The following is a 24,252-nucleotide window of genomic DNA, read 5'->3' on the forward strand; positions in this document are numbered from 1 at the left end:
GGAGGGGTGGCGCAAGCCGCCCCTCCTGCATTCTGGCGATATTGCAACGCCGCAAGATTCGGGTTACAAAAACTTGACCAAAAACAGAAGGAATAGCCGGTAGGGAAGATGACGTTCCAGCCGCGCATGCAGAACAGGATCGAGGGCTTCTCCGTCGTCGGCGACCTTAGCCGCCGATATTGGAACGGCATCGTCGCGGATGTCTGGGACGTGGAATGCGCCGCTAATGCCGGTGGATACTATGTCGGACGGGATCCGCGCCTCTTCATTCTGCTCGACAAGCGCGGTCCCGGCGAATCCCGCATCCGCCTGGCACCGCGCGGCGAGGAGACCGTCGAGGACTGGCGGCATTGCCCAATCGCCTATATTCCCGCCGATTTCGAGCTCTGGGCGGATCTCGCAGACCACCAGTTCCTGCGCCATCTCGATCTGCATTTCGACGTGGAGACGATCAGTCGGCGGCTGGCGGAAGACCTCGATCCCGAACGGCTTGCGACGCCGCAGCTGTTCTTCTCCGACAGCCGCCTGCTTTCGCTGGCGCAGCTCATCGCCGCCGAATGCACCAATCCGCAGCCGCTGCACGACCTCTATGGCGACGGCCTGTCGCTGGCGTTGATCATCGACGTGATGAAGCTCGCCAAGGCGCCGAGCCGCAAGCGCAGCAAGCTTGCCGGCTGGCAACTGCGCCGCGCCACCGATTTCATTGAAGAAAACTGCTTGCGCAATATCCGGCTGGAGGAGCTTGCGAGCCTCATCGGCCTGTCGCAATCCCATTTCAGCCATGCCTTCAAGGCCTCGACGGGCGTCGCACCGCATCAATGGCAGGTGAATGCCCGGCTCAGGCGCGCCAAGCAGTTGCTTTTGAATGGTAATCAGCCACTGACGGAAATCGCTGCCGAGACCGGATTTGCCGACCAGGCGCATTTCACCCGGGTTTTCCGGAAGAATTTCGGCACCACGCCGGCCCATTGGCAGAAGGCGCAGCTCGCCTGAGCTCAAGCCGCCGGGCGAATATTCATTATCCGGAAAATTGCCCAAGAACGTTCTATTTTCGGGGAATGTGACAAGCCCGACCATTAAAACTGAGTTAAGCACTCATCTTATCTTTTGGAAGACCGTCCAGGCAGGCGGGCGGGTGAGTGGGGACGCGCAGATGATGATGAAGTCGAAGAACCAGCGGCGGTTGAGGCTGGCGCTTGCTTGCGGCACGGCGGCCATTGGCCTCCTGGCGCCGCTTTCCACTTTCGCACAGGACGCGGAAGGCACGACGCGGCTGGAAGAGGTCCGGGTCGAGCAGGGCGACCCCAATGCAGTCGTCGATACGGGTGTCGAACCCGTGCGCGGCGTCGTCGCGAAGACCACGCGCACCGGCAGCAAGGCGGCGACCGACCTCAACGAAATCCCGCAATCTGTCTCCGTCGTCGGCCGCGAGCAGATCGACGACCAAAGCCCGCAGAAGATCGACGAGGCCCTGCGCTACGTCGCGGGCGTGAACGCCTCCACCTATGGCACGGATTCCGATACGGACTGGCTCTTCATCCGCGGCTTCCAGGCCGAGCAGACCGGCGTCTTCCTCGATGGGCTTTCGCTTTTCCAGACCGGTTTCGGCACGTTCCTCGTCGATCCCTTCTTCCTGGAGCGTATCGAAGTCATCAAGGGGCCGAGTTCCGCGCTCTATGGCGGCGCCAATCCGGGTGGTTTCGTCAACTTCGTCAGCAAACGCCCGACGGATGATCCGCTGCGCTATGTCGAGACGGGCATCAACAGCTTCGGCAACGGCTATCTCGGCCTCGATTTCAGCGACAAGCTCGGCAGCGACGACGTCCTGAAATACCGCCTGACCGGCAAGATTTCCGGCGGCGGCTGGGAGACGGACAAGTCGAACGATTTTCGCGGCACGATCGCGCCGAGCCTGACCTGGCAGCCTGACGAAGACACGAGCCTCACCATTCTCAGCTTGTACCAGCATATCGACCTTACCCACACCAGCACGGGCTTCCTGCCCTATTTCGGCACGGTCAAGGATCAGCCGGGCGTCGGGCGCATCCCGACCGACCTGTTCTACGGCGATAAGAGCATCGATGAATACGATCGCACGCAGGCCATGATCGGCTATGAGTTCGAGCATACGTTCGACAACAACTGGACGGTCCGCCAGAACCTGCGCTACGCCAGCGTCTCGCTCAAGGAAGACGCGCTGTACGCGAATGGATGGTCGGTTGCCGACCCGACGAAGCTCGCCCGCTACCGCTTCGCGCATGACACGGATGTCGGCATTTTCACGGTCGATAACCAGCTCGAAGGCGAGTTTGCGACTGGCGCGCTCGACCATAACCTTCTTCTCGGACTGGACTACCGGCGCTATTCCATCGACCAGGCGCAGGCCGTCGGCTTCGGCGACCTCGACCTCGATCCGCTTAATCCGGTTTACGGCGTCGATCCTCCGGCGCTCGCAGCACCGTACCTGGATCAGGACCTGACACGCGACCAGCTGGGTCTCTATGCGCAGGACCAGATCAAGTTCGGCGGCGGGTGGATTGCCACGCTCAATGCCCGCTACGATTTCGTGAAGACCGAGCTCGACGACAACATCAACGCGGCCAACTCGACGGAAAGCGACGAGGGCGAATTCACCTGGCGCGCAGCGCTCGCCTATGAGCTTGCAAACGGCCTGACGCCCTATGTCAGCTACTCGACCTCGTTCAACCCGACGACTACGACGGACAATGACGGCGACCTGCTGAAATCGGAGACGGCAAAGCAGTGGGAAGTCGGCGTCAAGTACCAGCCGGACTTCATGGACGCGCTGATCACGGCTGCCTATTTCGACATCACCCGTGAAAACGTGCCGAGCACGATCACCGTCAATGGCATTCCGGAGACGGCTGCCATCGGCGAGGTGGAAGCCCGAGGCTTCGAAACCTCGATCCAGGCGAATGTCACGGATGGCCTGAAGATCATCGGTGCACTGACCTATCTCGACCTGGAAGTCACCAAGGCGACGGGCGGTGCGTTCGACGGCACGCCGGCCGGCAACACGCCGATCCAGGTTCCGGAACTCACGGCATCGCTCTGGGCGGATTATACCTTCCAGGACGATATGCTGCAGGGCGTCAGTGTCGCAGCGGGCGTTCGCCATATCGGCAAGTCCTGGGCGGACCGCGAGAACACGCTGCGGGTGCCCTCGGCCACGCTGGTCGATGCGGCCATTCGCTACGAGAAGGACAACTGGGGCGTCGCGCTGAACGTCTCCAACCTGCTGGACAAGGAATATGTCGCGACGTGCCAGGGCGCGAACTCCTGCGGCTATGGCGCGGGTCGCACGTTCATGCTGAAAGCAAGCACGTCCTTCTGATCCTGCCCGAAGAGCACGAGACAAAAAGCGCGCCAGGGGCTCCCTGGCGCGCTTTTATCGTTTTTGGCTTGTCGTGTAGCCTTCGCGCTGGAAAACGCGCCTAGCGCCAACCCAGGGCCGGTGCGACCTGTTTCAGGATCGCCTCAATGACATGCGCGTTATATTCGACGCCGAGCTGGTTCGGCACAGTCAGGAGCAGCGTGTCGGCTTCCCGGATCGCCTCGTCGGCCGCGAGTTGCTGGATCAGCTTTTCGGGCTCGTCGGCATAGGAGCGGCCGAAGATCGCCCGCGTCTGGTCGTCGATATAGCCGATCGAATCCGCCTCCTTGCCGCCGCGGCCGAAATAGGCCCGGTCGCGGTCGTCCACGAGCGCGAAGATGCTGCGGCTCACCGAGACGCGCGGCGTGCGGGCGTGGCCCGCTTCCTTCCAGGCCTCGCGATAGGCGCGGATCTGTGCCGCCTGCTGGACGTGGAACGGCTCGCCCGTCTCGTCGTTCTTCAGCGTCGAGCTTTGCAGGTTCATGCCGAGTTTCGCCGCCCAGACGGCGGTGGCGTTCGAGCTCGCACCCCACCAGATGCGCTCGCGCAGGCCCTCGGAGTGGGGTTCGAGACGCAGCAGGCCGGGTGGGTTGGGGAACATCGGGCGCGGGTTCGGCTGTGCAAAGCCTTCGCCCTTCAGCACGTCCAGGAACACCTCGGCGTGGCGGCGGCCCATGTCGGCGTCGCTCATGCCTTCCTGCGGCTCGTAGCCGAAATAGCGCCAGCCATCGATGACCTGCTCGGGCGAACCGCGGCTGATGCCCAGCTGCAGGCGCCCTTGCGAAATGAGGTCGGCGGAGCCGGCATCTTCCGCCATGTAGAGCGGGTTTTCGTAGCGCATGTCGATGACGGCCGTGCCGATCTCGATCTTGCTTGTGCGTGCGCCCACGGCGGCGAGCAGCGGGAAGGGCGAGGCGAGCTGGCGGGCGAAGTGATGCACCCGGAAATACGCGCCGTCGGCACCAAGCTCTTCAGCCGCGACGGCAAGGTCGATCGACTGGAGCAGCGTATCACCGGCCGAGCGGGTTTCGGATTGCGGGGAAGGGGTCCAATGTCCGAAGGACAGGAAACCGATTTTCTTCATGGATATGGGCCTCGACGCGGGAGCGTCCGTTGGAGAGGGTCTCACCGCTGAACATGGGATATCGAGGCAGGCTTGAAAAGGCGCGGAACGAGAACGCAGCGTTCACAGTTTGAACCCGTCCCGCGCCGGACCGCGTCAGACGCCCCTCGCGACCATCGTGTAGATCTTGCGGGTCCGCTCGTGGATCGTCCATTCGCCGCGCCAGCCGAGCGGCAGCACGAACATTTCTCCAGCAGCGATATCGCGGCTCGTGCCGTCGGCATTGTGCAGCGTCACCCGGCCCACGAGCAGGTGGCAGATCTCGGCATTGTCGCTACGGTCGGCGGTGAAGCGGCCGGGCGTGCATTCCCAGATGCCCGTTTCCATCTTGCCGTCCGCGCTCTCCCACAGGGGCAGAGTGGCCTCCTCTTGATTGCCTTCGATGGAGGTGGGCTTCGATGCGAAAGCGCCGATGTCGAGGGCGACGAGATCGCCGAAATTCTCAAAACTGATCATGATCTATCCTTGAAATGGCTCAGTGGCCGGTGATGCCGTCGGCAAGGGCCGCGAGCTTGGAGGTCTTCGGCAGGCCGGCGAATTCACGCTCGTCGGCCATGCGGTAGAGCTGGTACATGGAGTGCACGCCGAGCCAGCGGAACGGCTCCGGCTCCCATTTGCGCACGGTGCGGTTCACCCAGGGCAGGCCGGTCAGCGCCGTCTCGCGGTTGAGCACGAGGTCGGTCAGCGTGCGGCCGGCGAGGTTGGAGGAGGAGACGCCGAGGCCGACATAACCGCCGGCCCAGCCGATGCCGGTTGAGCGGTCGAAGCCCGCCGTCGTGCACCAGTCGCGCGGCACGCCGAGCACGCCGCACCAGGCATGGTCGATCTTCAGCGATTTCGTCTGCGGCAGCAGGCGCGTCAGGATGCCGTGCAACGCGTCGATCGTCGCCTGCTGCGTCTGGCCGTTGACGTCGGTCTTCGAGCCATAGCGATAGGGCACGCCGCGCCCGCCCATGGTGATGCGGCCCTCGCGGGTGCGCTGGGCGTAACAATAGGCATGCGCCGCATCGCCGAGCAGCTCGTGGCCGGCCCAGCCGATTTCCTTCCAAAGTGCGTCGGGTACGGGCTCGGTGACGATCTGGGCGCTGTTCAGCGCGAGCCAGGTGCGCTCATAGCCCGGCAGGCCGGCGGAAAAGCCTTCCGTGGCGCGGATGATGGATTTGGCGCGCACCGTGCCGCGGTCGGTGTCGACGCGGCCCTTTTCGAACGAGGTGACGCTCGTTCCCTCGTAGATCGCCACACCGAGGCTTTCGACCACCTTGGCAAGGCCCCGCACCAGCTTTGCCGGCTGCACGCGGGCCATGCTGCGGTAGAGCACCGCGCCTTTAACGTCCGCGATGTTGATGCGCTTGGCAGCGTCCTGCGCCGAGAGCAGTTGCAGGCGCTCCGGCGGCATCTGCCAGTCGAGGGCGAACTGATACTCCTCGCGCACCCGCGCAAGCTGCGCCGCATTGGTGGCGGCGACGAGCTTGTCGACCCGGATGAGGTCGGCGTCGATGCCCTCCGCCCTGGTGACGCGCTCGACCTCGTCGACCGTTCCGGCCATGGCGTTCTGCATGTCGACCACCGCGCCGCGGCTGGAGGTTTTTGCATATTTCTCCCGCGACCAGCTGAAACCGCCGGAGAGCCAGCCGCCATTGCGGCCGGAGCCGCCGAAGCCGGCGAATTCGCGCTCCAGCACCACGATGTTCAGCGTGGGATCGGCCTTCTTCAGGTAGTAGGCGGTCCACAGGCCGGTATAGCCGGCGCCGATGATGCAGACATCGGCCTCGCGGTCGCCGGGCAGGGGAGGGCGTTTTTGCGGAATGCCGCCGATATCGGCATACCAGAAGGAAATGTTGCCGTTGGTCTTGACGTCCATGGGATGTGCTTTCGGTGGGTTCAGGTCAGCGTCACGTCGGCGCTGGCATCGTCGGGAAGAAGGGTGAGGTCGGCGGGCGTGAAGGTGACGTCCACCGGGTCGCCGATCCTGAAATCGGCGCCACCAAGGGGGCTGCGCACGACAGCCGTCGTGCCGTCGGTCAGCCGCACCTCGTATTTCGAGCCGGAGCCGAGATAGATCGCCTCCTCGACCGTGCCCGAGAGCCGGTTTTCGCCGGTGACGGCGTCCGTGCCGGGGCGTTTCAGCGCCGTGCGCTCGGGCCGGAGCAGGATCACCGGCCGTGCATCGCCGGGCAGGCGACCGTGCGCCACGACCTTGTCTTTGCCGATGGTCATCACGGTGTTGCCGTCCACGGTCTCCGTCGGGCCGCGCAAAACGGTGGATTCGCCGATGAAACGGCCGACGAACAGCGTTGCCGGGTGGTCGTAGAGTTCGCGGCCCGTGCCGATCTGCTCGATGCGGCCGCCGTTGAACACGGCGATGCGGTCGGACAGCACCAGCGCTTCCTCCTGGTCGTGGGTGACATAGACGAAGGTGGTGCCGAGTTCGCGGTGGATGCGCTTGATTTCGAGCTGCAACCATTCGCGCAGCTTCTTGTCGAGCGCGCCGAGCGGCTCGTCCATCAAAAGCAGCGGCGGATCGAAGACCAGCGCGCGGGCAAGCGCTACGCGCTGCTGCTGGCCGCCGGAAAGCTCGTTCGGGTAGCGATGGGCGAAGTCGGTCATCTTCACCATGTCGAGCGCACGTTTCACCCGGCGTTCACGGTCCTCGCCCTTGATGCCGCGCAGCGTCAGCGGATAGGCGACGTTCTTGCCCACCGTCATGTGCGGAAACAGTGCGTAGTGCTGGAAGACGACGCCGATATTGCGCTTGTGCGAGGGCAGGCCGGTGACGCTCTTGCCGCCGATTTCGAGTGCCCCGGAGCTGATATCGGTGAAGCCGGCGATCAGGTTCAGCGTCGTCGTCTTGCCGGAACCGGAGGGGCCAAGCAGCGTCATGAACTCGCCGGGACGGATGTGCAGGTCGATATCGTTGAGCGCCGTGAAGGCGCCGTAGCGCTTGGAGGCCTTGCGGATTTCGATCGCGGCGCCGGCGGAGCGTTGGGGTGCATTCATGGTCATGTCCTTCCGCGGCGCATGCCGAAGAGCAGGCCGGCAACGATAATGAGCGAGGTCGCGATGAAGAGCAGCGTGCCGACCGCGGCGACCGTCGGGTCCGCGTCGCGGGTGATCGACGTGTAGATCTGCACCGGCAGGGTCTTCAGGTACGGGCTCGTGATGAACAGCGCGACGATGATCTCGTCAAACGACGTGATGAAGGCGAAGAGCGCGCCGGAAAGGATGCCCGGCAGGATCAGCGGCAGCGTCACCGTGCGGAAAACCGTCAGGCGCCCGGCGCCGAGGCTCGATGCGGCGGTCTCCAGCCGGCGGTCGAAGACTTCGAGGCTCGCCTGCACCGCGATCAGCACGAAGGGGATGGCGAGCATGGTGTGCGCCAGCACGAAGCCGACGACGGTTCCGACCAGATGCGCGTCGAGATAGACCGCATAGATGCCGATCGCCAGCACCACGCCGGGCACGACCATCGGCGTGATCAGAAGCGCCCTGAGCAGCCCGCCGGTGCGCGCCGCAGCCCTGGTGACGCCGAAGGCGGCGAGCGTGCCGACCACGGTCGCGACGACGGCGACGATGAGCGCGATGATCAGCGAATTGGTGAAGCTCGTCGTCCAATCGGGATTGCTGAAGAAGTTCGCATACCATTGCCAGGAGAAGCCGACCGGCGGGAAGGCCAGCGACTTGTTGCCGTTAAACGACATCGGAATGACCACCAGCGTCGGCGCGAGCAGCAGCACGGCGACGAGCAGGCAGAACAGGCCGAGGAAAACGCGCGGGAAGGAGGGCATCGTCGTCAGGCCTCCCTGCGATTGCTGGTGTGTTTCTGGCGCATCAGCGGGGCGGCGATGGCGAGCAGCAGGAAGGTTGCGACCAGAAGCACGACACCCATGGCGCCGCCGCGGCCCCAGTTGAGCAGGCTCAGCACCTGGTTCTGCACCAGCGACGACAGCATGGTGCTGCGCGGACCGCCGAGCAAAGCCGGCGTGATGTAGAAGCCGAGCGACAGGATGAAGACGATGATCGCGCCGGCATAGACGCCGGGCAGCGACAGCGGCACGTAGATCTGCACGAAGGCGCGCCAGGGTTTCGCGCCGAGGCTGCGGGCAGCCTGCAACAGGCGGGTATCGATGCCCCGCATCACCGAATAGATCGGCAGGATCATGAAGGGCAGCAGCACCTGCGTCATGCCGATGATGACCCCGGGCAGCGTGCGGATCAGTTTTACGGGCGGCAGGCCGAGGCTGCGCAGGAAGGAATTGATGACGCCGGAATCCTGCAAGAGGATAACCCAGGCAAGCGTGCGCACCACGCCGCTCAGCCAGAAGGGCACGAGCACGCAGAGGATGAGCGCAAGCCGGACGTTTCGGCCGACGATGGTCATGGCATAGGCATAGGGATAGGCGCAGATCAGCGAGGCGAGCGTCACCCAGGCGGCGACGACGAAGGTCCGTTGCAGCACGTTGCGGTTCACCGCGGACTGGAAGAACCAGACGTAATTGTCGATGCCGAGCGCCGGATCGGTGAAGCTGCGCACCACGACGATCGCCAGCGGATAGGCGAGCGCCACGAGCAGCACCAGCACGGCAGGTGCGGCTAGCCACACCGCGCCGCGCAGCTGGAAGCGCGACAGGAAGGTGGGTCGTTCGGAACCGGTGTGCGCGCCTTGGTCGGGTATCGCTGTCAAGGAAACCTCCCGTGCTGGGGATGCAAGTCCGGCATCACGCCGGACTTGCATTGGATCAAGCTCTTAGTTGCCGGAAAGAAGGGCGGACCACTTTTCCGCGGCAAGGTCGAAGTTCTTCACCCAGAACGGAATGTTCTGCTGGTAGCCCTGGCCGATGCGCTCGGGCGTCGAGGTGAGGAAGGCGGCGGTCACGTCGTCGACCTTCGGCTTGGCGTCGAGGTTGATCGGCGTGTAGGAGGTCTTTTCGGTGAGGATCGCCTGGGCGTTCGCGCCGAGATAGGCGTTGAGCAGCGCATAGGCGGCATCCGTGTCCTTGACGCCGACCGGAATGGTCATCTGGTCCATGACGACCAGCCAATCCTGCCAGACGGGCGTATAGGCGGCGCCGTTCTTCACGGCGGTCATGGCGCGTCCGGTCCACATCATCACCATGTCGGCCTCGCCGGATTCGGCAAGCTGCTGGGATTCAGCACCGGTCTTCCAGTAGATCGTGTCGGGGCCGAGATCGCGCAGCTTCTGGATGCCCTTCTCGATATCGTCCGGCGTCATCGCCTTCGGGTCGCCGCCGGTTGCCTTGAACGCCTGTTCGATCAGGCCGCCGGTCGGATCGCCGCTGCCGTCGATGGCGCGGATGCCCGGGAATTTCTCCGTGTCGAAGAAATCGACCCAGTTCTTCGGCGGATTGTCCTTGTAGGTCTCGTTCTTGTACATCAGCACGACGCCGTAGTTCATCGCCGGAACCGAGCACTCGCCGACCTGGCCGGGCGGGATTTTCGAGACGTCGAGCTTGGAGAGGTCGAGCTTCTGGAACAGCGTGCCGCAATGCACGTAGGGTGGCAGGTCGGCGGTATCGACCACGTCCCAGGTGACGTTGCCGGCATCGACTTGCGCCTTCAGCTTGGCGATTTCCGTCGGGCCGTCATTCAGCAGCGTCACGCCGGATTTCGTCACGAAATCCTGGAGGGCGGCGACCTGGCCGTCCTGGTAGATGCCGCCATAGGAGACGAAGGTCAGCGTCTTGCCCTTGAGCGAGCCTTCCTTCACTTCGCCGGCGACCGGCTTTTCCTGTGCGAACGCCGGCAACGCCAGGGCGCACGTCATCGTCAGGGCGAAAGCCCTCGCAAAATTCTTCATCGTCATTACTCCCAGTAGCGCTCGCGTGCGTTGTTCCTGCCGCGGTTACGAGCCCGGCCGTGGCAGGTATTTGTCGAGGTCATCCGCGACGCTGGTCGGCGGCGCGATCATCCAGAGGACTTCAGCCGTTTCCGTGCCGATATTGACGGTCTTGTGCGGAACCGAGGTCGGATATTCGATGCTGTCGCCGGCCGACAGCACATGGCGCTCGTCGCCGAGGGTGAGTTCCACCTCGCCCCGCAGCACGAAGAAAAGTTCATGCGAATCCCCATGGCTGTAGGGCTTTTCACCCGTCGAGCCGCCGGGGTCGAATTCGCCGATATAGACTTCCATGTCGCGGATCGGGCGCCGCGACAGCAGCATCTTTCGGTAGCCTTCGGCCGGCGGCAAGGCCGGGCGCTCGTGTTTGCGCAGCACGCGGCCGACGGGCGGTGCGGTCTCTTCGAACAGATCTGTCAGGCTGATGCCGAGCGCGCCGGCAATGCGCATCAGCGTGCTGATATTGACGCCGCTCAGCCCCCGCTCCAGTTGGCTGAGGAAGCTCGCCGTCGTTCCCGTGGCGTCGCCCAGCGTGCGAAGCGACATGCGGCGGGCGGTGCGGAAAGTCTTCACCTTCTCGCCCACAGCAGCCTGATTCTTCGTCGCAACCGCGATGTCGTCCATGGCCTCACCCTTCACTTAACAGCGTATTAAGTGAAGGGCACTTTGGCAACTGCTAAAATCACCGGCCGACCATTTTGTGTGTCCTACAGCGCCGCGCCGGCCTTCAGCCCGTCATAGACCGCTTCTTCCGCGGTGCGCGGGGCGAGACAGTCGCCGATGAGATGGATTTCGGGCACGAGGCCCGCCAGCTCGGCCTTGAGCGCGTCCACCGGCGCGTGCCCGAGACAGAGCACGAGCGTATCGATATTTTCGAAGACGATCGGTTGCTCGCTGACGGTGTGTTGCAGATAGACGGTGCCGCCGTCGCAGCCGTAGAGCCGGGCGTAGGGTGTGATGCCGATGCCCTTCTTGTGCAGTTCGGCGGCGATGTTGTCGCGCACATAGAGCGGCAGCAGCTCGCCGGGATGGGTGCCGTTGACCGCCAGTTCGACGCTGCATCCGTCGTTGACCAGCAGTTCGGCAATGCCGGGGCCGATCCAGTCGCAGCGCCAGTCGGCGACGACGACGCGGCTGCCGGTCTTCACCTCCCGGCGCAGGACCTGCCAGGCATCGACCACCTGCACGCTGTCGTCGGCGGGAATTTCCGGCAGATAGGGTCTTCCGCCGGTCGCGAGTACGACGGCATCCGGCCTCTCCGCTTCGACGAGCGCCGCATCGACGCGCACACCCTTGACCACGCGCACTTGCGCCAGTTCGAGTTCACGCGAAAGGTTGGTGATGATGCCACCGAACTCGGTGCGGCGCGGCAATTGCTGCGCGAGCAGCGCCTGTCCACCAAGCTGACTGGCGGCTTCGTAGAGTGTGACCTGATGGCCGCGCGCGGCGGCGATGGCGGCCGCCTTCATGCCACCCGGTCCGCCGCCGATCACCATGACCTTTTTCGGCCGCGCGGCGGGGATGAGCGTGCCGAATTTCAGCTCGCGGCCGGTTTCCGGGTGCTGGATGCAGGAGATCGGCACGCCGCGATGGAAGTGGCCGATGCAGGCCTGGTTGCAGGCGATACAGGCGCGGATGTCGTCGGTGCGGCCTTCCTCGGCCTTTACGGGCATGTCCGGATCGCAGATCAGCGCGCGGGTCATGCCGCAGACGTCGGCGGCGCCCTCGGCCAGCACGGCCTCGGCTTCATGCGGCTGGTTGATGCGCCCGGCGACGAAGACCGGGACGTTCAGCGCGCGGCGGAAGCGGGCCGCATCGCTCGAAAGATAGGCGTTGCGATAGGCCATGGGCGGCACGATATGCACGGCGCCGCCGAGCGAGGCCGAGGTGCCGGCCGTGACGTTGACATAGTCGATGAGTGGTTCGAGCAGGCGACAGCTTTCGAGCGCCTCGTCGGATGTGAGGCCGTTTTCATCCCGATCCCCGGCGCTGATGCGCAGGCCGACGACAAAATCCTCTGACGTCGCCGCGCGGATCGCGGTCAACGCCTCGGCAGCGAAGCGCAGCCGGTTTTCCAACGATCCGCCATAGGCGTCCATGCGCAGGTTGACGCGCGGGTTTAAAAACTGTGCGGGCAGATAGCCGTGGCTTGCCACCAGTTCCACCCCGTCGAGACCCGCCTGACGCATGCGCCGCGCCGCCGCACCGTAACCGGCAACGATCTCGTCGATCATCGCCTGGTCGAGCGCGCGGGGCATGACGCGAAAACGCTCGTTGGGCGTGACGGAGGGCGCATAGGCGACGGTCAAGAGCCCGTCGCCGCCCTCCATGATCTCCCGCCCGGGATGGAAGAGTTGCGAGAAGAGGGCCGTGCCATGGGCATGGCAGGTCTCCGCCAGCCGGCGATAGCCGTCGATGCAATCGTCCTCCGTCGCCATCAGCATGTGCGAGGTATAACGCGCCGTCTCGTGCACGCCGGCGACCTGGGAGACGATGAGGCCGACGCCGCCCGCTGCCCGCGCCTCGTGATAGGCGATGAGCGCCTCGTTGACGAGGCCATCGGTCGGAAGCGTCGTGTCGTGTCCGGTGGACATGATGCGGTTCTTCAGCCGCACGCCGCGGATCTGCAAGGGCTGGAACAGGTTCGGAAAGGGAGAGGCGGTCGTGCTCACGCAACACCTCCCGTCTTCCGACAGAGGCGCACGAAGCGCTTGAAAGGTTCGATCCCGATCATCCAGTCCTCCCATCCCGAGCGAGCGAAACGAGACCGCTTCTATTTTATCTTCAGTAAAAAATCGACTGATTTTTTTACTAATGGCAAAATCTGTTGCCATTATCCGCAATCTGAACGACTTTGCCGGGGACACGAGGAATGAAACGATGGCAGACGAAAACGCTCCGGAACCAGCCATGGATGCCGCAGCCGGCGAGGATCCGGTGCTCGGCGAGCGCATCCGCGGCCTGCGCAAACGGCGCAGGATGACGCTTGCCCAGCTTGCCGAAAGTGCCGGTCTTTCGACTGGCTATATCAGCCAGATCGAGCGCAACCTCGCCTATCCGTCGATCCCCGCGCTGGTCGGCATTGCCCGCAGCTTGGGCGTGACGGTGCAATGGTTCTTCGGCGGCGCGGCGCCCGTGCCGCAGGCCGAGCATGGTTTTGTCATCCGGCGCGGCAATCGCCTGAGGATCCAGTACGATCACGGCATCGTCGACGAATTGCTGACGCCGAAGATGAGTTTGCAGGTCGAGATGATCTACACGCGCCTGCCGCCGGGCACCGAGAGCGCGGAGAGCTACAGCCATGCGGGCGACGCAGTGGGCTTCGTGATGGCGGGCGAACTCGAAATCTGGATCGGCGAGCGCCACTTCCACCTGCGCGAAGGCGACAGCTTCTCCTATTCCGCCGGCGAGCCGCACCGCTACCGCAATCCGGCAGAGCGCGAAGCCATCGTGCTCTGGGCAATCAGTCCGCCCAGTTTTTGAGGGCCTTTCAGAGAAAGAGGTGGACGATCAGGGATGTGAGGACGGCGTTCAGGCCCATGGCGATGCCGGAAAACAGTCCCGCGACCGGATCGACGGAATAGGCGCGCGCCGTGCCGATCCCGTGCGAGGCAAGCCCAACGGCGAACCCGCGGGCGCTAAAATCCTTGATGCGCATGGCGTTCATCATGGGTGTGACGACGATCGCGCCGCAGATTCCGGTGAGCACGACGACGGCCGCCGTCAGGGCCGGGTCTCCCTGCAAGCCGGAGGAGATCGCCATGGCGACGGCGGCCGTCGTGGATTTCGGCGCCATCGAGGCGACGACTTCGGGCGAAAAGCCGAACAGGTCACTGAAGAACACCGTCGAGCCGACCGCGGTAAAGCTGCCGACGACGAGGGCGCTCAGCATGGGCACGAGATTGCTCTTCACCAGCGACAGTTTTTCGAAGAGCGGGATGCCGAGCGCCACGGTCGCCGGCCCCAGCAGAAAGTGGATGAATTGGGCGCCCTCGAAATAGGTGCCGTAGTCGATGCCGGTCACGCAAAGCACGGTGGCGATGGCGGCAATCGAGATCATGATCGGGTTCAACAGCGGGTTGCCGGGGGCGAGCCCGGAAAGGCCGGTGGCGGCCAGCCAGACGACCAGCGTTCCGGCAAGCCACAGCAGGGGCGAGGTGGCGAGATAGACCCAGAGCCCGTCAGTCATTGGCGTACCCCCCGGAAAGCCGTTTGACGAGGATGAAGACCCAGACCGTCACGGTCAGCGTGATGACGGTCGACAGCAGCACGATCGCCATCAGCGCGAAGCCGCGGTCGCGGATGAGATCGAGATGCTGGATGATGCCGACGCCCGCCGGCACGAAGAGCACGCCGAGATTGGCGAGGATCGCCTTGGACGTGTCGATGGTCCGTTCATGGGCCGGTTGCAGGAAAGTCGAGCCTTTCGTCAGCGTGAGCACGATGGCGGCCATCGCCATGCCGATGACGGGACCGGGCACGAAGCCGCCGAGGAAATAGGCGGTCACTTCGCCAACAAGCTGAAAAACAAGAAGAATCGTTATTCCGACGAGCATGTGCGCACTCCCGTGCCTGGCATTGTTTCGAAGGCGGCACGGGGCCGCTTCCTGGCAGGATTAAAGGCGTTCCGCCGTTAAATCCATGGCCATAGCCGGCCCGTCGCGCTCGCATGGCATGCTTTCCTCGACCGCGAAGACGAACATCGCGCCGCAGGTTGCACGATCTATTGACACCGGCAAAATTTCACAATTAATATTGCTGATAGTTGATGGCCGCAATTTTTGATCTGCGCTTGCGGCTCGCGGTGCCCGAGGAGGGGTGCCGCGAGAAGGATGCATGCCGCCATCAAACCGGGTTTCACGCATCGGGTAGGAGGATTTCGATGAACGATATTGCAACGGTGATCGACCTTGCGCAATTCCGGCGTCAGGTGGAGACCGAGACCACCATGGCGATGTGCCCGACGGCGATTGCCATCGAGAAGAACATTCCGATCTATGACGGCGCCTCTGTCAATGACGAAATCGGCCCGGAATGGGCGTCGATCATCGGCGAGGGGCCGGGTGTGTTCGTGGTGAAGCGCGCCTTTACCGATCCGGGTGCCATCGATGCGGCGAGCGAGGTGTTTCGCCAGATCATCGCCGACGAGCGCGCGGCCGGCACGGCGGCAGGCGACCACTTCGCCAAGGCCGGCGCCAATGACCGGATCTGGAACAGCCTGCAAAAGCTCTGCCTGCGCGATCCGGCCGTTTACGCCCGCTATATGGCCAATCCGGTGATCGATATTGCCTGCCGCGCCTGGCTCGGCCCCGGTTACCAGATCGCCACACAGGTCAACCAGGTGCGCCCCGGCGGCAAGGCGCAGGCGCCGCACCGCGATTACCATCTCGGCTTCATGAAGCCGGAGCAGATGGCGGAATATCCGAGCCACATCCACGCCACCGGCCCCACGCTCATCCTGCAAGGCGGTGTGGCCCATTGCGACATGCCCGTCGAGAGCGGCACGACGAAGCTCCTGCCGCATTCGCAGCGCTACCTGCCGGGTTATGTCGCGGCCACGCGGCCGGAATTCCAGGCCTATTTCGAGGAGAACTACGTCCAGCTCGCCCTGGAAAAGGGCGACGCGATCTTCTTCAGCCCGGCGCTGTTCCACGCTGCCGGCGAGAACCGGACGGTGGATGTCGTGCGCATGGTCAACCTCATCCAGACGGCCTCGGCCTTCGCACGCCACATGGAAAACCTCGACCGCACCGCCATGGCTCGCGCCGTCTACCCGCATCTGGCGGCACTCTCGCCGCAGGGGCGGCGCGCGGTGATCGCCGCGACCGCCGACGGCTACCCGTTCCCGACCAATCTCGACACCGATCCGCCGCTCGGCGGTCTTGCCCCGGAAAGCCAGCAGGAGCTGCTCGCCCGGGCCGTCGCGGAAGGCTGGGACCAGGCGAAACTGGACGCCGCTTTGTCTGCACAGGGCGCCAAGCGCGCGGCCTGACAGTTACCCGCAACGGCTTCGGGCGGGGAGGAACAGGAAGCCAATTTCGGGAGGAAATCGTTCATGAAGAAAATTCTGCAATCGCTCGCCCTCGGTGCGCTGCTTGCCACGACGGCCTTTGCCGGTGTGGCCAATGCGGATGGCGAAAAGTTCGTCTGGATCAGCCATGGCCCGGATAGCGACAGCTGGTTCAACGTCATCAAGAACGCCATCAAGGTCACGAACGAGCAGATGGGCGTCGAGACCGAATATCGCAACCCGCCGACGGGCGACCTCGCCGACATGGCGCGCCTCGTGCAGCAGAGTTCGGCCGCCGGCGTCGACGGCATCATCGTGACGATCGCCGACTTCAACGTGCTCGAAGGGCCGATCAAGGACGCCATCGCCAAGGGCATTCCGGTCGTCACCGTCAATTCGGGCACGGTGGAAGAGAGCCAGAAGCTCGGCGCGCTGATGCATGTCGGCCAGCCGGAATATGAGGCGGGCCTCGGTGCCGGCAAGCGCGCGAAGGAAGCGGGCATCAAGAGCTTCCTCTGCGTCAACCACTACATCACCAACCCGGCCTCCGTGGAGCGGTGCCGCGGCTTTGCCGAAGGCATCGGCGTTGAACTCGGCAACCAGATGGTCGATTCCGGCATCGACCCGTCGGAAGTGCAGAACAAGGTGAAGGCCTATCTCACCGCCAATCCCGATACCGGCGCGATCCTGACGCTCGGCCCCAACTCGGCCGAACCGTCGATCCGGGCGGTCAAGGAAATGGGCCTCGACGGCGACCTCTATTTCGGCACGTTCGACCTCTCGGCCGAGATTTCCGCCGCCATCAAGGACGGCACGATCAACTTTGCGATCGACCAGCAGCCTTTCCTGCAGGGCTCGATCCCGATCCAGGTGCTGACGAGCTATGTGCGCTACGGCGTGGCGCCGGCCAACTCCATCTTCACCGGCCCCGGCTTCGTGACGAAGGACAACATCGCGCTCGTCGAGTCGCTGGCGGGCCAGTACCGTTGATCTGATAGATTTTTGGCGCGCACCGGGTAATCGCCCGTGCGCGCCAAAAAATATTTTCGAGGGAGGAGAATGCATTCATGACGGACGTCATTCCGGACGCGCTGAAGGACGAGCGCATCAAACCCGTCTCGCCGCTTCGGCGCGCGCTGATCCGGCCCGAGCTCGGCGGCATCTGCGGCACCATCCTGGTCTTCCTGCTGTTTGCCGTCATTGCCGGCGACAGCGGCATGTTCGCCGCGGAAGGCGTGATGAACTGGACGGTGGTCTCGGCCCAGTTCATGGTGATCGCGGTCGGCGCCTGTCTCCTGATGATCGCCGGCGAGTTCGATCTCTCGACCGGCTCGATGATCGGCTTTTCCGGGGTGATGATCGCCATTCTCTCGGTCCATATCGGCGTGCCGCTCTGGCTCGCCATCATCGCGACCTTCGTCTTCTGCATCCTGCTTGGCGGCGTGAACGGCTGGCTCGTCATCCGCACCGGCCTGCCGTCCTTCATCGTGACGCTCGCCTTCCTCTATATCCTGCGCGGGCTGACGATCTGGGGCTCGATCTACTTCACCCGCCAGACCATCATCGGCGGCGTCGCGGAAAAGGCGGCGACCGACTGGCTCGCCCCGATCTTCGGCGGCAAGGTATTGGGCTGGCTGTTCACCTGGATGGGCGAGGCGGGCTGGATCGCCACCTTCACCCGCGGCAACCGCGCCGGCCAGCCGGTCATCGACGGCATCCCGATGCTGGTCGTCTGGGCGATCGTGCTGGTGATCTTCGGTCATTGGCTGCTGACGCGCACCAAGTTCGGCAACTGGATCTTTGCCGCCGGCGGTGATGCGCTTGCCGCACGTTACGTCGGCGTGCCGGTCAATCGCGTCAAAATCCTGATGTTCATGTTCTCCGCCTTCTGCGCCTGCGTCTTCGCGACGTGCCAGGTGATGGAGTTCGGCTCGGCCGCGGCCGACCGCGGCCTGCTGAAGGAGTTCGAGGCGATCATCTGCGTGGTCATCGGCGGCGCCTTGCTAACCGGCGGTTACGGCTCGGTCATCGGGGCGGCACTGGGCGCCATCATCTTCGGCGTGGTGCAGCAGGGCCTGTTCTTCGCCAATGCGGAAAGCTCGCTCTTCCGGGTGTTCCTCGGCCTCATCCTGCTGACGGCCGTGATCATGAACACCTACATCCGCCGCATCATCACGGGAGAACGCTGATGGCCGCCATCGTGGAGATGAAAGACATCACCAAGCACTTCGGCCATGTCATCGCGCTGGCCGGCGTCTCCTTCGATATCCGCGCCGGCGAATGCCATTGCCTGCTCGGCGACAACGGTGCCGGCAAATCGACCTTCATCAAGATCATGTCCGGCGTTTACAAGCCGAGCGGCGGCGAGGTGCTGGTGGAAGGCACGCCGACGCTGTTCCAAAGCCCGCGTGACGCTATGACGGCGGGCATCGCGACGGTCTACCAGGACCTCGCCATGATCCCGCTGATGAGCGTCAGCCGCAATTTCTGGATGGGCCGCGAGCCGGAACGCGGCGTCTGGCCCTTCCGGACCTTCGACACGGCCAAGGCTGACGACATTACCGTCAAGGAAATGCGCAAGATGGGCATCAGCCTGCGCGGTCCGGACCAGGCGGTGGGCACGCTGTCCGGCGGCGAACGCCAGACGGTTGCCATCGCCCGCGCTGTCTATTTCGGCGCCAAGGTGCTGATCCTCGACGAACCGACCTCCGCACTCGGCGTGCGCCAGACGGCCAACGTGCTGAGCACCATCGACCGCGTGCGCAAGCAGGGCATCGGCGTCGTCTTCATCACGCACAACGTCCGCCACGCGCTCGCCGTCGGCGACCGCTTCACGGTGCTGAACCGCGGCCAGACGCTGGGCACCGCCGAACGCGGCACGGTGGATGCAGCGGCGCTTCAGGACATGATGGCCGGCGGGCAGGAACTGGCGCTACTGGAGTCCTCGCTTGGCGGGACGATCTGAGAAAAGCACGCCGGACAGACCATCCGGCGTGCTTCGCATCGCATGTGAGGGTCTGGTTTTTGGGATCGCGAGCCTTCCTACCCTCCAACGTCATCCTCGGGCTTGACCCGAGGATCCACGCAGCACCCGCGGCATGGATGGTCGGGTCAAGCCCGACCATGACGGAGGAAAGGGCGGAGTCCGGCGGCTCTCACGTTCAGCAGACAACCTCGTAACCGGCGGCAGCCATCACGCGGAGGAGTTCCTTATGGCCGATCTTCGCCATGTCGAGCGGCGGATTGTGGGTGGGGTCCTGCTCTGCCTCGACGACGAACCAGCCCTCGTAGCCGTGGGAGGCGAGGCGCTTGACGATGGCTTCGAAATCGAGGCTGCCGTCGCCGGGGACCGTGAAGGCGCCCTTGATGACGGCGTCGAGGAAGCTTTCCCGCGTGCGGTCGAGCGCGTCGATGACCGGCAGGCGCACGTCCTTGGTGTGCACATGGGTGATGCGCGTGTGATGCTTGTCGATGACCCGCAGCACGTCGCCGCCGGCAAAGGCCATGTGGCCGGCGTCGAAGAGCAGGGGAAGGCCCTCGCCGGAATGTTTCATCAGGAGATCGAGCTCTTCCTCGGTCTCGATCGGGGCTGCCATGTGATGGTGGTAGGAGATCGGCATGCCCTGCTCGGCGCACCATTCGCCGAAGGCCGTCATCTTGCGGCCATAGGCCTTGATCTCGTCCTCGGAAAGCCTGCGCTTCGTGGCAAGCGGCGCCGTACGGTCGCCTTGGATCGTGCCGGCCGTCTCGCCATAGACGATGCACGGCGCACCGACGGCCTTGAACAGGGCCATTTGCGCTGCGATTCGGTCCTTCTCCGCGGAAATGTCGCCGTCGAGCAGCAGGCCGGAGAACCAGCCGCCGCACACGCTCATGCCGTGCTGGTCGAGGATCGGGCGCAGCGTCGCCGCGTCCATCGGGAAGCGGCGGCCGGTCTCCATGCCGGTGAAACCCGCTTCGCGCGCTTCGGCAAGGCATCCTTCCAGCGAGATATCGCTGCTGATTTCCGGCAGGTCGTCGTTCCACCAGGCGATGGGCGCAATGCCGAGTTTGGCTTTCATGGTCGGGCTCCAGGTTCGAGGGAAGATGTCTTGCAAAACAAATATTGACACTCTCATATTTTTGCAACGATAATTGCATTCAACAAACTGCGCATCATCCGAGGAAACACAGAGAATGAAGAAGAAGCTCCGTCTTGGCCTTATCGGGTCGGGTTTCATGGGCAAGACGCACGTCTTCGGCTTTGCCGCCGCCGAGCGGGTCTTCGATCTGCCCTATGACGTGGAGCTGGCGACGATTGCCGACGTGACCCTGGCGCAGGCGGAAGCCGCACGCGCCGCCTTCGGTTTCGCACGGGCCACGGATGACTGGCGGAGCCTGGTGGCGGACCCGGACATCGACGTGATCGACATCACCGCCCCCAACGCCCTGCACAAGGAAATGGCCCTCGCGGCAATCGCCGCGGGCAAACACGTCTATTGCGAAAAGCCGCTCGCCCCGCTTGCGAGCGACGCACGCGAAATGGCGGACGCCGCGGAAAAGGCCGGCGTCAGGACGCAGGTCGGCTTCAACTATCTCTGCAATCCCATGCTCAACCTAGCGAAAGAGATGATCGCCGGCGGGGAATTGGGCGACATCCGCGGCTATCGCGGCCTGCATGCGGAGGACTACATGGCCGATCCGGCCGCACCCTTCACCTTCCGCCACGATCCGGCCGGCGGCGGTGCGCTGGCGGATCTCGGCAGCCATGCGCTGGCGACGGCCGAGTTCCTCGTCGGCCCGATCACCAGGGTCATGGGCGATTGCGTGACGGTGATCGCCAGCCGCCCCGATGGCAAGGGCGGCGTGCGGACCGTCGAGACGGACGATATCGGCCGCGCCTTCCTGCGCTTTGCGAATGGCGCGACGGGCTCGATCGAGGGCAACTGGGTCGCCACCGGCCGCAAGATGCAGCATGATTTCGAGGTCTACGGCACCAAAGGCGCGCTCGCCTTCTCGCAGGAGCGCTTCAACGAACTCCACTTCTATTCGACGGGCGATGCCAAGGGCCGTCAGGGTTTCCGTCGAATCGAGGCGGGTCCGGACCATGTGCCCTATGGCCGCTTCTGCGTCGCACCCGGCCACCAGCTCGGCTTCAACGACCTGAAGGCGATCGAGGTCGCCGGTTATCTCGATGCGATCGCCGGTCTCAGGCCCGAGCCGTTCAATTTCCGCGCCGGCCTGCGCATCCAGACGCTGGTGGAGACGATCCAGACGTCGTCGCGCACCGGCGTCTGGCTTGCGGTTTGACGCGGATGGGAGGAGGAGCCGTGAAAAGCATCGGAATTGGCGTCATCGGCGCGGGCGTGATGGGGGCGGAGCATGCGCGCATCCTTGCCAGCGATGTTTCGGGCGCGCACCTCGTTGCCGTGGCCGATGCCGACCCTGCCCGTGCCGAGGCGGCCGCGCGCGGGGCGAGGGCGACGACGGACGCCGAGGCGCTGATCGCCGATCCCGCTGTCGAAGCCGTGCTCATCGCCTCGCCGGATGCGACGCATCACCGGCTCGTGCTGGCGGCGATCGCGGCGGGCAAGCCTGTCCTTTGCGAGAAACCGCTTGCCACCAGCACCGCCGAATGCCTGGAAATCGTCGCGGCCGAGGCGCGGTCAGGCCGTCAGCTGGTCCAGACCGGCTTCATGCGCCGCTTCGATCCTGCCTATCGCGAAATGAAGGCGGCGATCGACGACAACACGCTCGGTGCCGTGCGCATCCTGCATTGCCAGCATCGCAATGCGGCTGCGCCGTCGTGGTTCAACGGCGCGATGGCCGTCACCAATTCCCTGGTGCACGAGATCGACGTCTGTCGCTGGCTGCTCTCGACGGAATACACCGCCGTCACCGTCATTCCCTGCCCGTCTGAGGCAAGCAACGACCCCGCCATGTTCATCTTCGAAACGGCGGCGGGCAGCCTCGTTTCCGTGGAACTCTTCATGAATGCCGACTACGGCTACCACGTCCACGCCGAAGCGGTCTGCGCGGGCGGCACGATCGGCATGGCGCATCCCGCGCTCACCCGCACGCGGCGCAACGGCGCGGAGGAGGGATCTTTCCCGGCAAACTGGGTGCCCCGTTTCCGCGATGCCTACCGCCTCCAGAACCAGGCCTGGATCGACGGCATCCGCAGCAGCATGCCGGCGGCGGATGGCTCGACCGCCTGGGACGGCCTCGTCGCCACCTGCCTTGCGGACCAGATTGTCGTCGCGATGACGACGCGCGAGCGCACGCGGCTGACGCTGCCCGAAAGGCCAAGCTGAACGGTGGATGGGAATGGGTGATCGCACCAAACGTTGCGGATAATTCTTGACTTGCAATAAAGATTGCTTCTTTTGTGAATGGGAAATGCTGCTTGCGGATGCGGCCTTTTGCACCGCCGGCATGGAGGAGGTGACATGTACGGTTCCTACGGTTTGTTCATTGACGGCGCCTGGTCGGGGCCGGCGCGCGGGGCCTCGACGGAGATCACCGATCCCGGCAATGGCGAGGTTCTCGGCGTGGTGCCCGCCGCCGCCGTCGAAGATACGGAACGGGCGATCGCCGTCGCCGAACGTGCCTTCCGTAGCTGGAAGGCGACGCCCGCCTGGGCGCGTGCGGATGCACTGCACAAGGTCGCCGATGTCATGGCCGCCCGTTCGGCGGAAGCAGCCCGTCAGATCACGCTCGAAACCGGCAAGCCGTTGGCGCAGGCCGGCCGCGAATGGGGCCTCGCCGTCGACCAGTTCCGCTGGTACGCGGAAGAGGCCCGCCGCATCTACGGGCGCATTGTCGAAAGCCGGGCGCCGGGCGGCCGGCTGGAGGTGTCGCATGAGCCCGTCGGCGTCGTCGCGGCCTTCACGGCCTGGAATTTCCCGGCGGCGTTGATCGCCCGCAAGGTCGCGCCCGCGCTTGCGGGCGGCTGCGCCGTCATCGTCCGGCCCTCCGTCGAGGTGCCGGGTGTGGCGATGATCCTGTTCGACTGCCTGCGCCAGGCCGGCCTTCCCGCAGGCGTCGCCAATCTCCTGATCGGCCCGACAAGCAATACTTACAAGCCGATCATGGCCTCGCCCCTCGTGCGCAAGGTTTCGCTGACGGGCTCGACCCGCGTCGGCCAGCAGATGATCCGCGACAGCGCCGAGACGGTGAAGCGCGTCAGTATGGAACTCGGCGGCAATGCGCCGATGATCGTCTTCGACGATGCCGATCTCGACCGGGCGCTCGATCTCGCCGTGCCGACGAAATACGCCAATGCCGGCCAGGTCTGCGTCACGCCAGACCGCTTCTACGTGCACGAGTCGCTGCACGACCGCTTTGCAGACGGTTTTGCGGCGCGGGCAAAAGCGCTGAAACTCGGCCATGGCCTCGACGAGGCGACGCAGATGGGGTCGCTGATCAACGAGCGCCGCAGGCTTGCGGTCGAGGAGATCATCGCCGACGCCAGCGACCGCGGCGGCAAGATCCTCGCTGGCGGCCGTCGCCCGGCCGGCATGAATGCCGGCTTCTTTTTCGAGCCGACCGTCATCACCGGCCTGCCGGACGATGCCAAGGCGATCGCCGAGGAGAATTTCGGCCCGATCGCCGCCATCACGCCTTTCTCGTCGGCGGACGAGGTCTTCGAGCGGGCGAACGCGTCGGAGATGGGCCTCTCCGCCTATGTCTTCACCCGCGATGCCGGGCGCGCCCGCGAGGCGGCGGCGCGGCTGGAGGCGGGCATGGTTGGCGTCAACAGCTTTGCGCTCGCGGCCGCCGAGGCGCCCTTCGGCGGCATCAAGGCGAGCGGCATGGGCCGCGAGGGTGGCACCGAGGGCATTCTGGATTATTCCAATGTCAAACTCGCGCAGATGACGGTTTGAGGAGAG

22 protein-coding genes are annotated in these 24,252 nt (G+C 64.6%); 10 read left to right on the plus strand and 12 right to left on the minus strand.

Annotation, left to right across the window (positions count from 1 at the left end; translation table 11 throughout):
• Nucleotides 1–108 precede the first annotated feature (108 nt).
• Together AC1Q6Z_RS11815 and AC1Q6Z_RS11820 are read left to right on the plus strand one after the other, a co-directional pair.
• Entirely contained in the window at nucleotides 109–993 is an 885-nt protein-coding gene (locus AC1Q6Z_RS11815) for a helix-turn-helix domain-containing protein (RefSeq protein ID WP_492647948.1), read from the plus strand.
• Nucleotides 994–1,153: 160 nt separating this feature from the next.
• Complete coding sequence (locus AC1Q6Z_RS11820) at nucleotides 1,154–3,355, plus strand: TonB-dependent siderophore receptor (protein WP_492647949.1); 2,202 nt, start codon at nucleotides 1,154–1,156, stop codon at nucleotides 3,353–3,355.
• Between the two features lie 100 nt (nucleotides 3,356–3,455).
• Here the strand turns inward: AC1Q6Z_RS11820 and AC1Q6Z_RS11825 are convergent, their stop codons facing one another.
• From AC1Q6Z_RS11825 to AC1Q6Z_RS11865, 9 genes are all read right to left on the minus strand, one after another.
• On the minus strand, nucleotides 3,456–4,478 hold the full coding sequence (locus AC1Q6Z_RS11825; protein ID WP_492647950.1) for an LLM class flavin-dependent oxidoreductase: 1,023 nt from the start codon (nucleotides 4,476–4,478) through the stop codon (nucleotides 3,456–3,458).
• 135 nt (nucleotides 4,479–4,613) lie between these two features.
• On the minus strand, nucleotides 4,614–4,973 hold the full coding sequence (locus AC1Q6Z_RS11830) for a cupin domain-containing protein (RefSeq protein WP_439615811.1): 360 nt from the start codon (nucleotides 4,971–4,973) through the stop codon (nucleotides 4,614–4,616).
• A gap of 19 nt (nucleotides 4,974–4,992) precedes the next feature.
• Nucleotides 4,993–6,378: an NAD(P)/FAD-dependent oxidoreductase gene (locus AC1Q6Z_RS11835; protein ID WP_492647951.1), complete on the minus strand. Its 1,386-nt coding sequence runs from the start codon at nucleotides 6,376–6,378 to the stop codon at nucleotides 4,993–4,995.
• A 20-nt stretch (nucleotides 6,379–6,398) separates the two neighbouring features.
• The gene (locus tag AC1Q6Z_RS11840; protein ID WP_492647952.1) at nucleotides 6,399–7,514 is read right to left on the minus strand and encodes an ABC transporter ATP-binding protein; all 1,116 of its coding nucleotides are present in this window, start codon (nucleotides 7,512–7,514) and stop codon (nucleotides 6,399–6,401) included.
• 2 nt (nucleotides 7,515–7,516) lie between these two features.
• Nucleotides 7,517–8,302, minus strand: coding sequence for an ABC transporter permease (locus tag AC1Q6Z_RS11845; protein ID WP_256116327.1), 786 nt, complete (start codon nucleotides 8,300–8,302; stop codon nucleotides 7,517–7,519).
• 5 nt (nucleotides 8,303–8,307) lie between these two features.
• Nucleotides 8,308–9,129: an ABC transporter permease gene (locus AC1Q6Z_RS11850; protein WP_492648343.1), complete on the minus strand. Its 822-nt coding sequence runs from the start codon at nucleotides 9,127–9,129 to the stop codon at nucleotides 8,308–8,310.
• A 132-nt stretch (nucleotides 9,130–9,261) separates the two neighbouring features.
• A complete protein-coding gene (locus AC1Q6Z_RS11855) occupies nucleotides 9,262–10,338 on the minus strand; it encodes an extracellular solute-binding protein (protein WP_414714148.1) in 1,077 nt (358 codons plus the stop codon).
• A 39-nt stretch (nucleotides 10,339–10,377) separates the two neighbouring features.
• Nucleotides 10,378–10,995 (minus strand): helix-turn-helix domain-containing protein, encoded by a 618-nt coding sequence (locus AC1Q6Z_RS11860; RefSeq protein ID WP_256116331.1) that lies wholly within the window; start codon nucleotides 10,993–10,995, stop codon nucleotides 10,378–10,380.
• 83 nt (nucleotides 10,996–11,078) lie between these two features.
• Nucleotides 11,079–13,043 (minus strand): oxidoreductase, encoded by a 1,965-nt coding sequence (locus AC1Q6Z_RS11865; protein WP_492647953.1) that lies wholly within the window; start codon nucleotides 13,041–13,043, stop codon nucleotides 11,079–11,081.
• Between the two features lie 208 nt (nucleotides 13,044–13,251).
• On the opposite strand from AC1Q6Z_RS11865, the gene AC1Q6Z_RS11870 reads away from it, so the two are divergent.
• Complete coding sequence (locus tag AC1Q6Z_RS11870; protein WP_492647954.1) at nucleotides 13,252–13,854, plus strand: helix-turn-helix domain-containing protein; 603 nt, start codon at nucleotides 13,252–13,254, stop codon at nucleotides 13,852–13,854.
• 7 nt (nucleotides 13,855–13,861) lie between these two features.
• On the opposite strand, the gene AC1Q6Z_RS11875 is transcribed toward AC1Q6Z_RS11870, so the two are convergent.
• A complete protein-coding gene (locus tag AC1Q6Z_RS11875) occupies nucleotides 13,862–14,560 on the minus strand; it encodes an LrgB family protein (RefSeq protein ID WP_435265821.1) in 699 nt (232 codons plus the stop codon).
• Nucleotides 14,553–14,927 (minus strand): CidA/LrgA family protein, encoded by a 375-nt coding sequence (locus tag AC1Q6Z_RS11880; RefSeq protein WP_439615807.1) that lies wholly within the window; start codon nucleotides 14,925–14,927, stop codon nucleotides 14,553–14,555. The genes AC1Q6Z_RS11875 and AC1Q6Z_RS11880 overlap by 8 nt, the downstream gene beginning before the upstream one ends.
• 326 nt (nucleotides 14,928–15,253) lie before the next feature.
• Here AC1Q6Z_RS11880 and AC1Q6Z_RS11885 point away from each other — a divergent pair, with 326 nt between their 5' ends.
• From AC1Q6Z_RS11885 to AC1Q6Z_RS11900, 4 genes are all read left to right on the plus strand, one after another.
• Nucleotides 15,254–16,363: a phytanoyl-CoA dioxygenase family protein gene (locus AC1Q6Z_RS11885; RefSeq protein ID WP_492647955.1), complete on the plus strand. Its 1,110-nt coding sequence runs from the start codon at nucleotides 15,254–15,256 to the stop codon at nucleotides 16,361–16,363.
• Between the two features lie 63 nt (nucleotides 16,364–16,426).
• On the plus strand, nucleotides 16,427–17,371 hold the full coding sequence (locus tag AC1Q6Z_RS11890; RefSeq protein ID WP_435265818.1) for a sugar ABC transporter substrate-binding protein: 945 nt from the start codon (nucleotides 16,427–16,429) through the stop codon (nucleotides 17,369–17,371).
• Nucleotides 17,372–17,448: 77 nt separating this feature from the next.
• The gene (locus AC1Q6Z_RS11895) at nucleotides 17,449–18,570 is read left to right on the plus strand and encodes an ABC transporter permease (RefSeq protein ID WP_256116339.1); all 1,122 of its coding nucleotides are present in this window, start codon (nucleotides 17,449–17,451) and stop codon (nucleotides 18,568–18,570) included.
• Nucleotides 18,570–19,346 carry an ATP-binding cassette domain-containing protein gene (locus tag AC1Q6Z_RS11900; RefSeq protein WP_439655478.1) on the plus strand — a complete coding sequence of 259 codons (777 nt, stop codon included), beginning with the start codon at nucleotides 18,570–18,572 and terminating at the stop codon, nucleotides 19,344–19,346. The genes AC1Q6Z_RS11895 and AC1Q6Z_RS11900 overlap by 1 nt, the downstream gene beginning before the upstream one ends.
• Nucleotides 19,347–19,542: 196 nt before the next feature.
• On the opposite strand, the gene iolE is transcribed toward AC1Q6Z_RS11900, so the two are convergent.
• A complete protein-coding gene (gene iolE / locus AC1Q6Z_RS11905) occupies nucleotides 19,543–20,442 on the minus strand; it encodes a myo-inosose-2 dehydratase (RefSeq protein ID WP_492647956.1) in 900 nt (299 codons plus the stop codon).
• A 115-nt stretch (nucleotides 20,443–20,557) separates the two neighbouring features.
• On the opposite strand from iolE, the gene AC1Q6Z_RS11910 reads away from it, so the two are divergent.
• The 3 genes from AC1Q6Z_RS11910 to AC1Q6Z_RS11920 all read left to right on the plus strand — a co-directional run bounded on the left by AC1Q6Z_RS11910 (nucleotide 20,558) and on the right by AC1Q6Z_RS11920 (nucleotide 24,246).
• Nucleotides 20,558–21,670: a Gfo/Idh/MocA family protein gene (locus AC1Q6Z_RS11910; protein WP_492647957.1), complete on the plus strand. Its 1,113-nt coding sequence runs from the start codon at nucleotides 20,558–20,560 to the stop codon at nucleotides 21,668–21,670.
• Between the two features lie 20 nt (nucleotides 21,671–21,690).
• Complete coding sequence (locus tag AC1Q6Z_RS11915; protein ID WP_492647958.1) at nucleotides 21,691–22,674, plus strand: Gfo/Idh/MocA family protein; 984 nt, start codon at nucleotides 21,691–21,693, stop codon at nucleotides 22,672–22,674.
• Between the two features lie 135 nt (nucleotides 22,675–22,809).
• Nucleotides 22,810–24,246, plus strand: a complete 1,437-nt coding sequence (locus AC1Q6Z_RS11920; protein WP_492647959.1) for an NAD-dependent succinate-semialdehyde dehydrogenase — start codon at nucleotides 22,810–22,812, stop codon at nucleotides 24,244–24,246.
• Nucleotides 24,247–24,252: the final 6 nt, after the last annotated feature.

Source organism: Shinella sp. GW835-FHT14H05 (assembly GCF_058793575.1).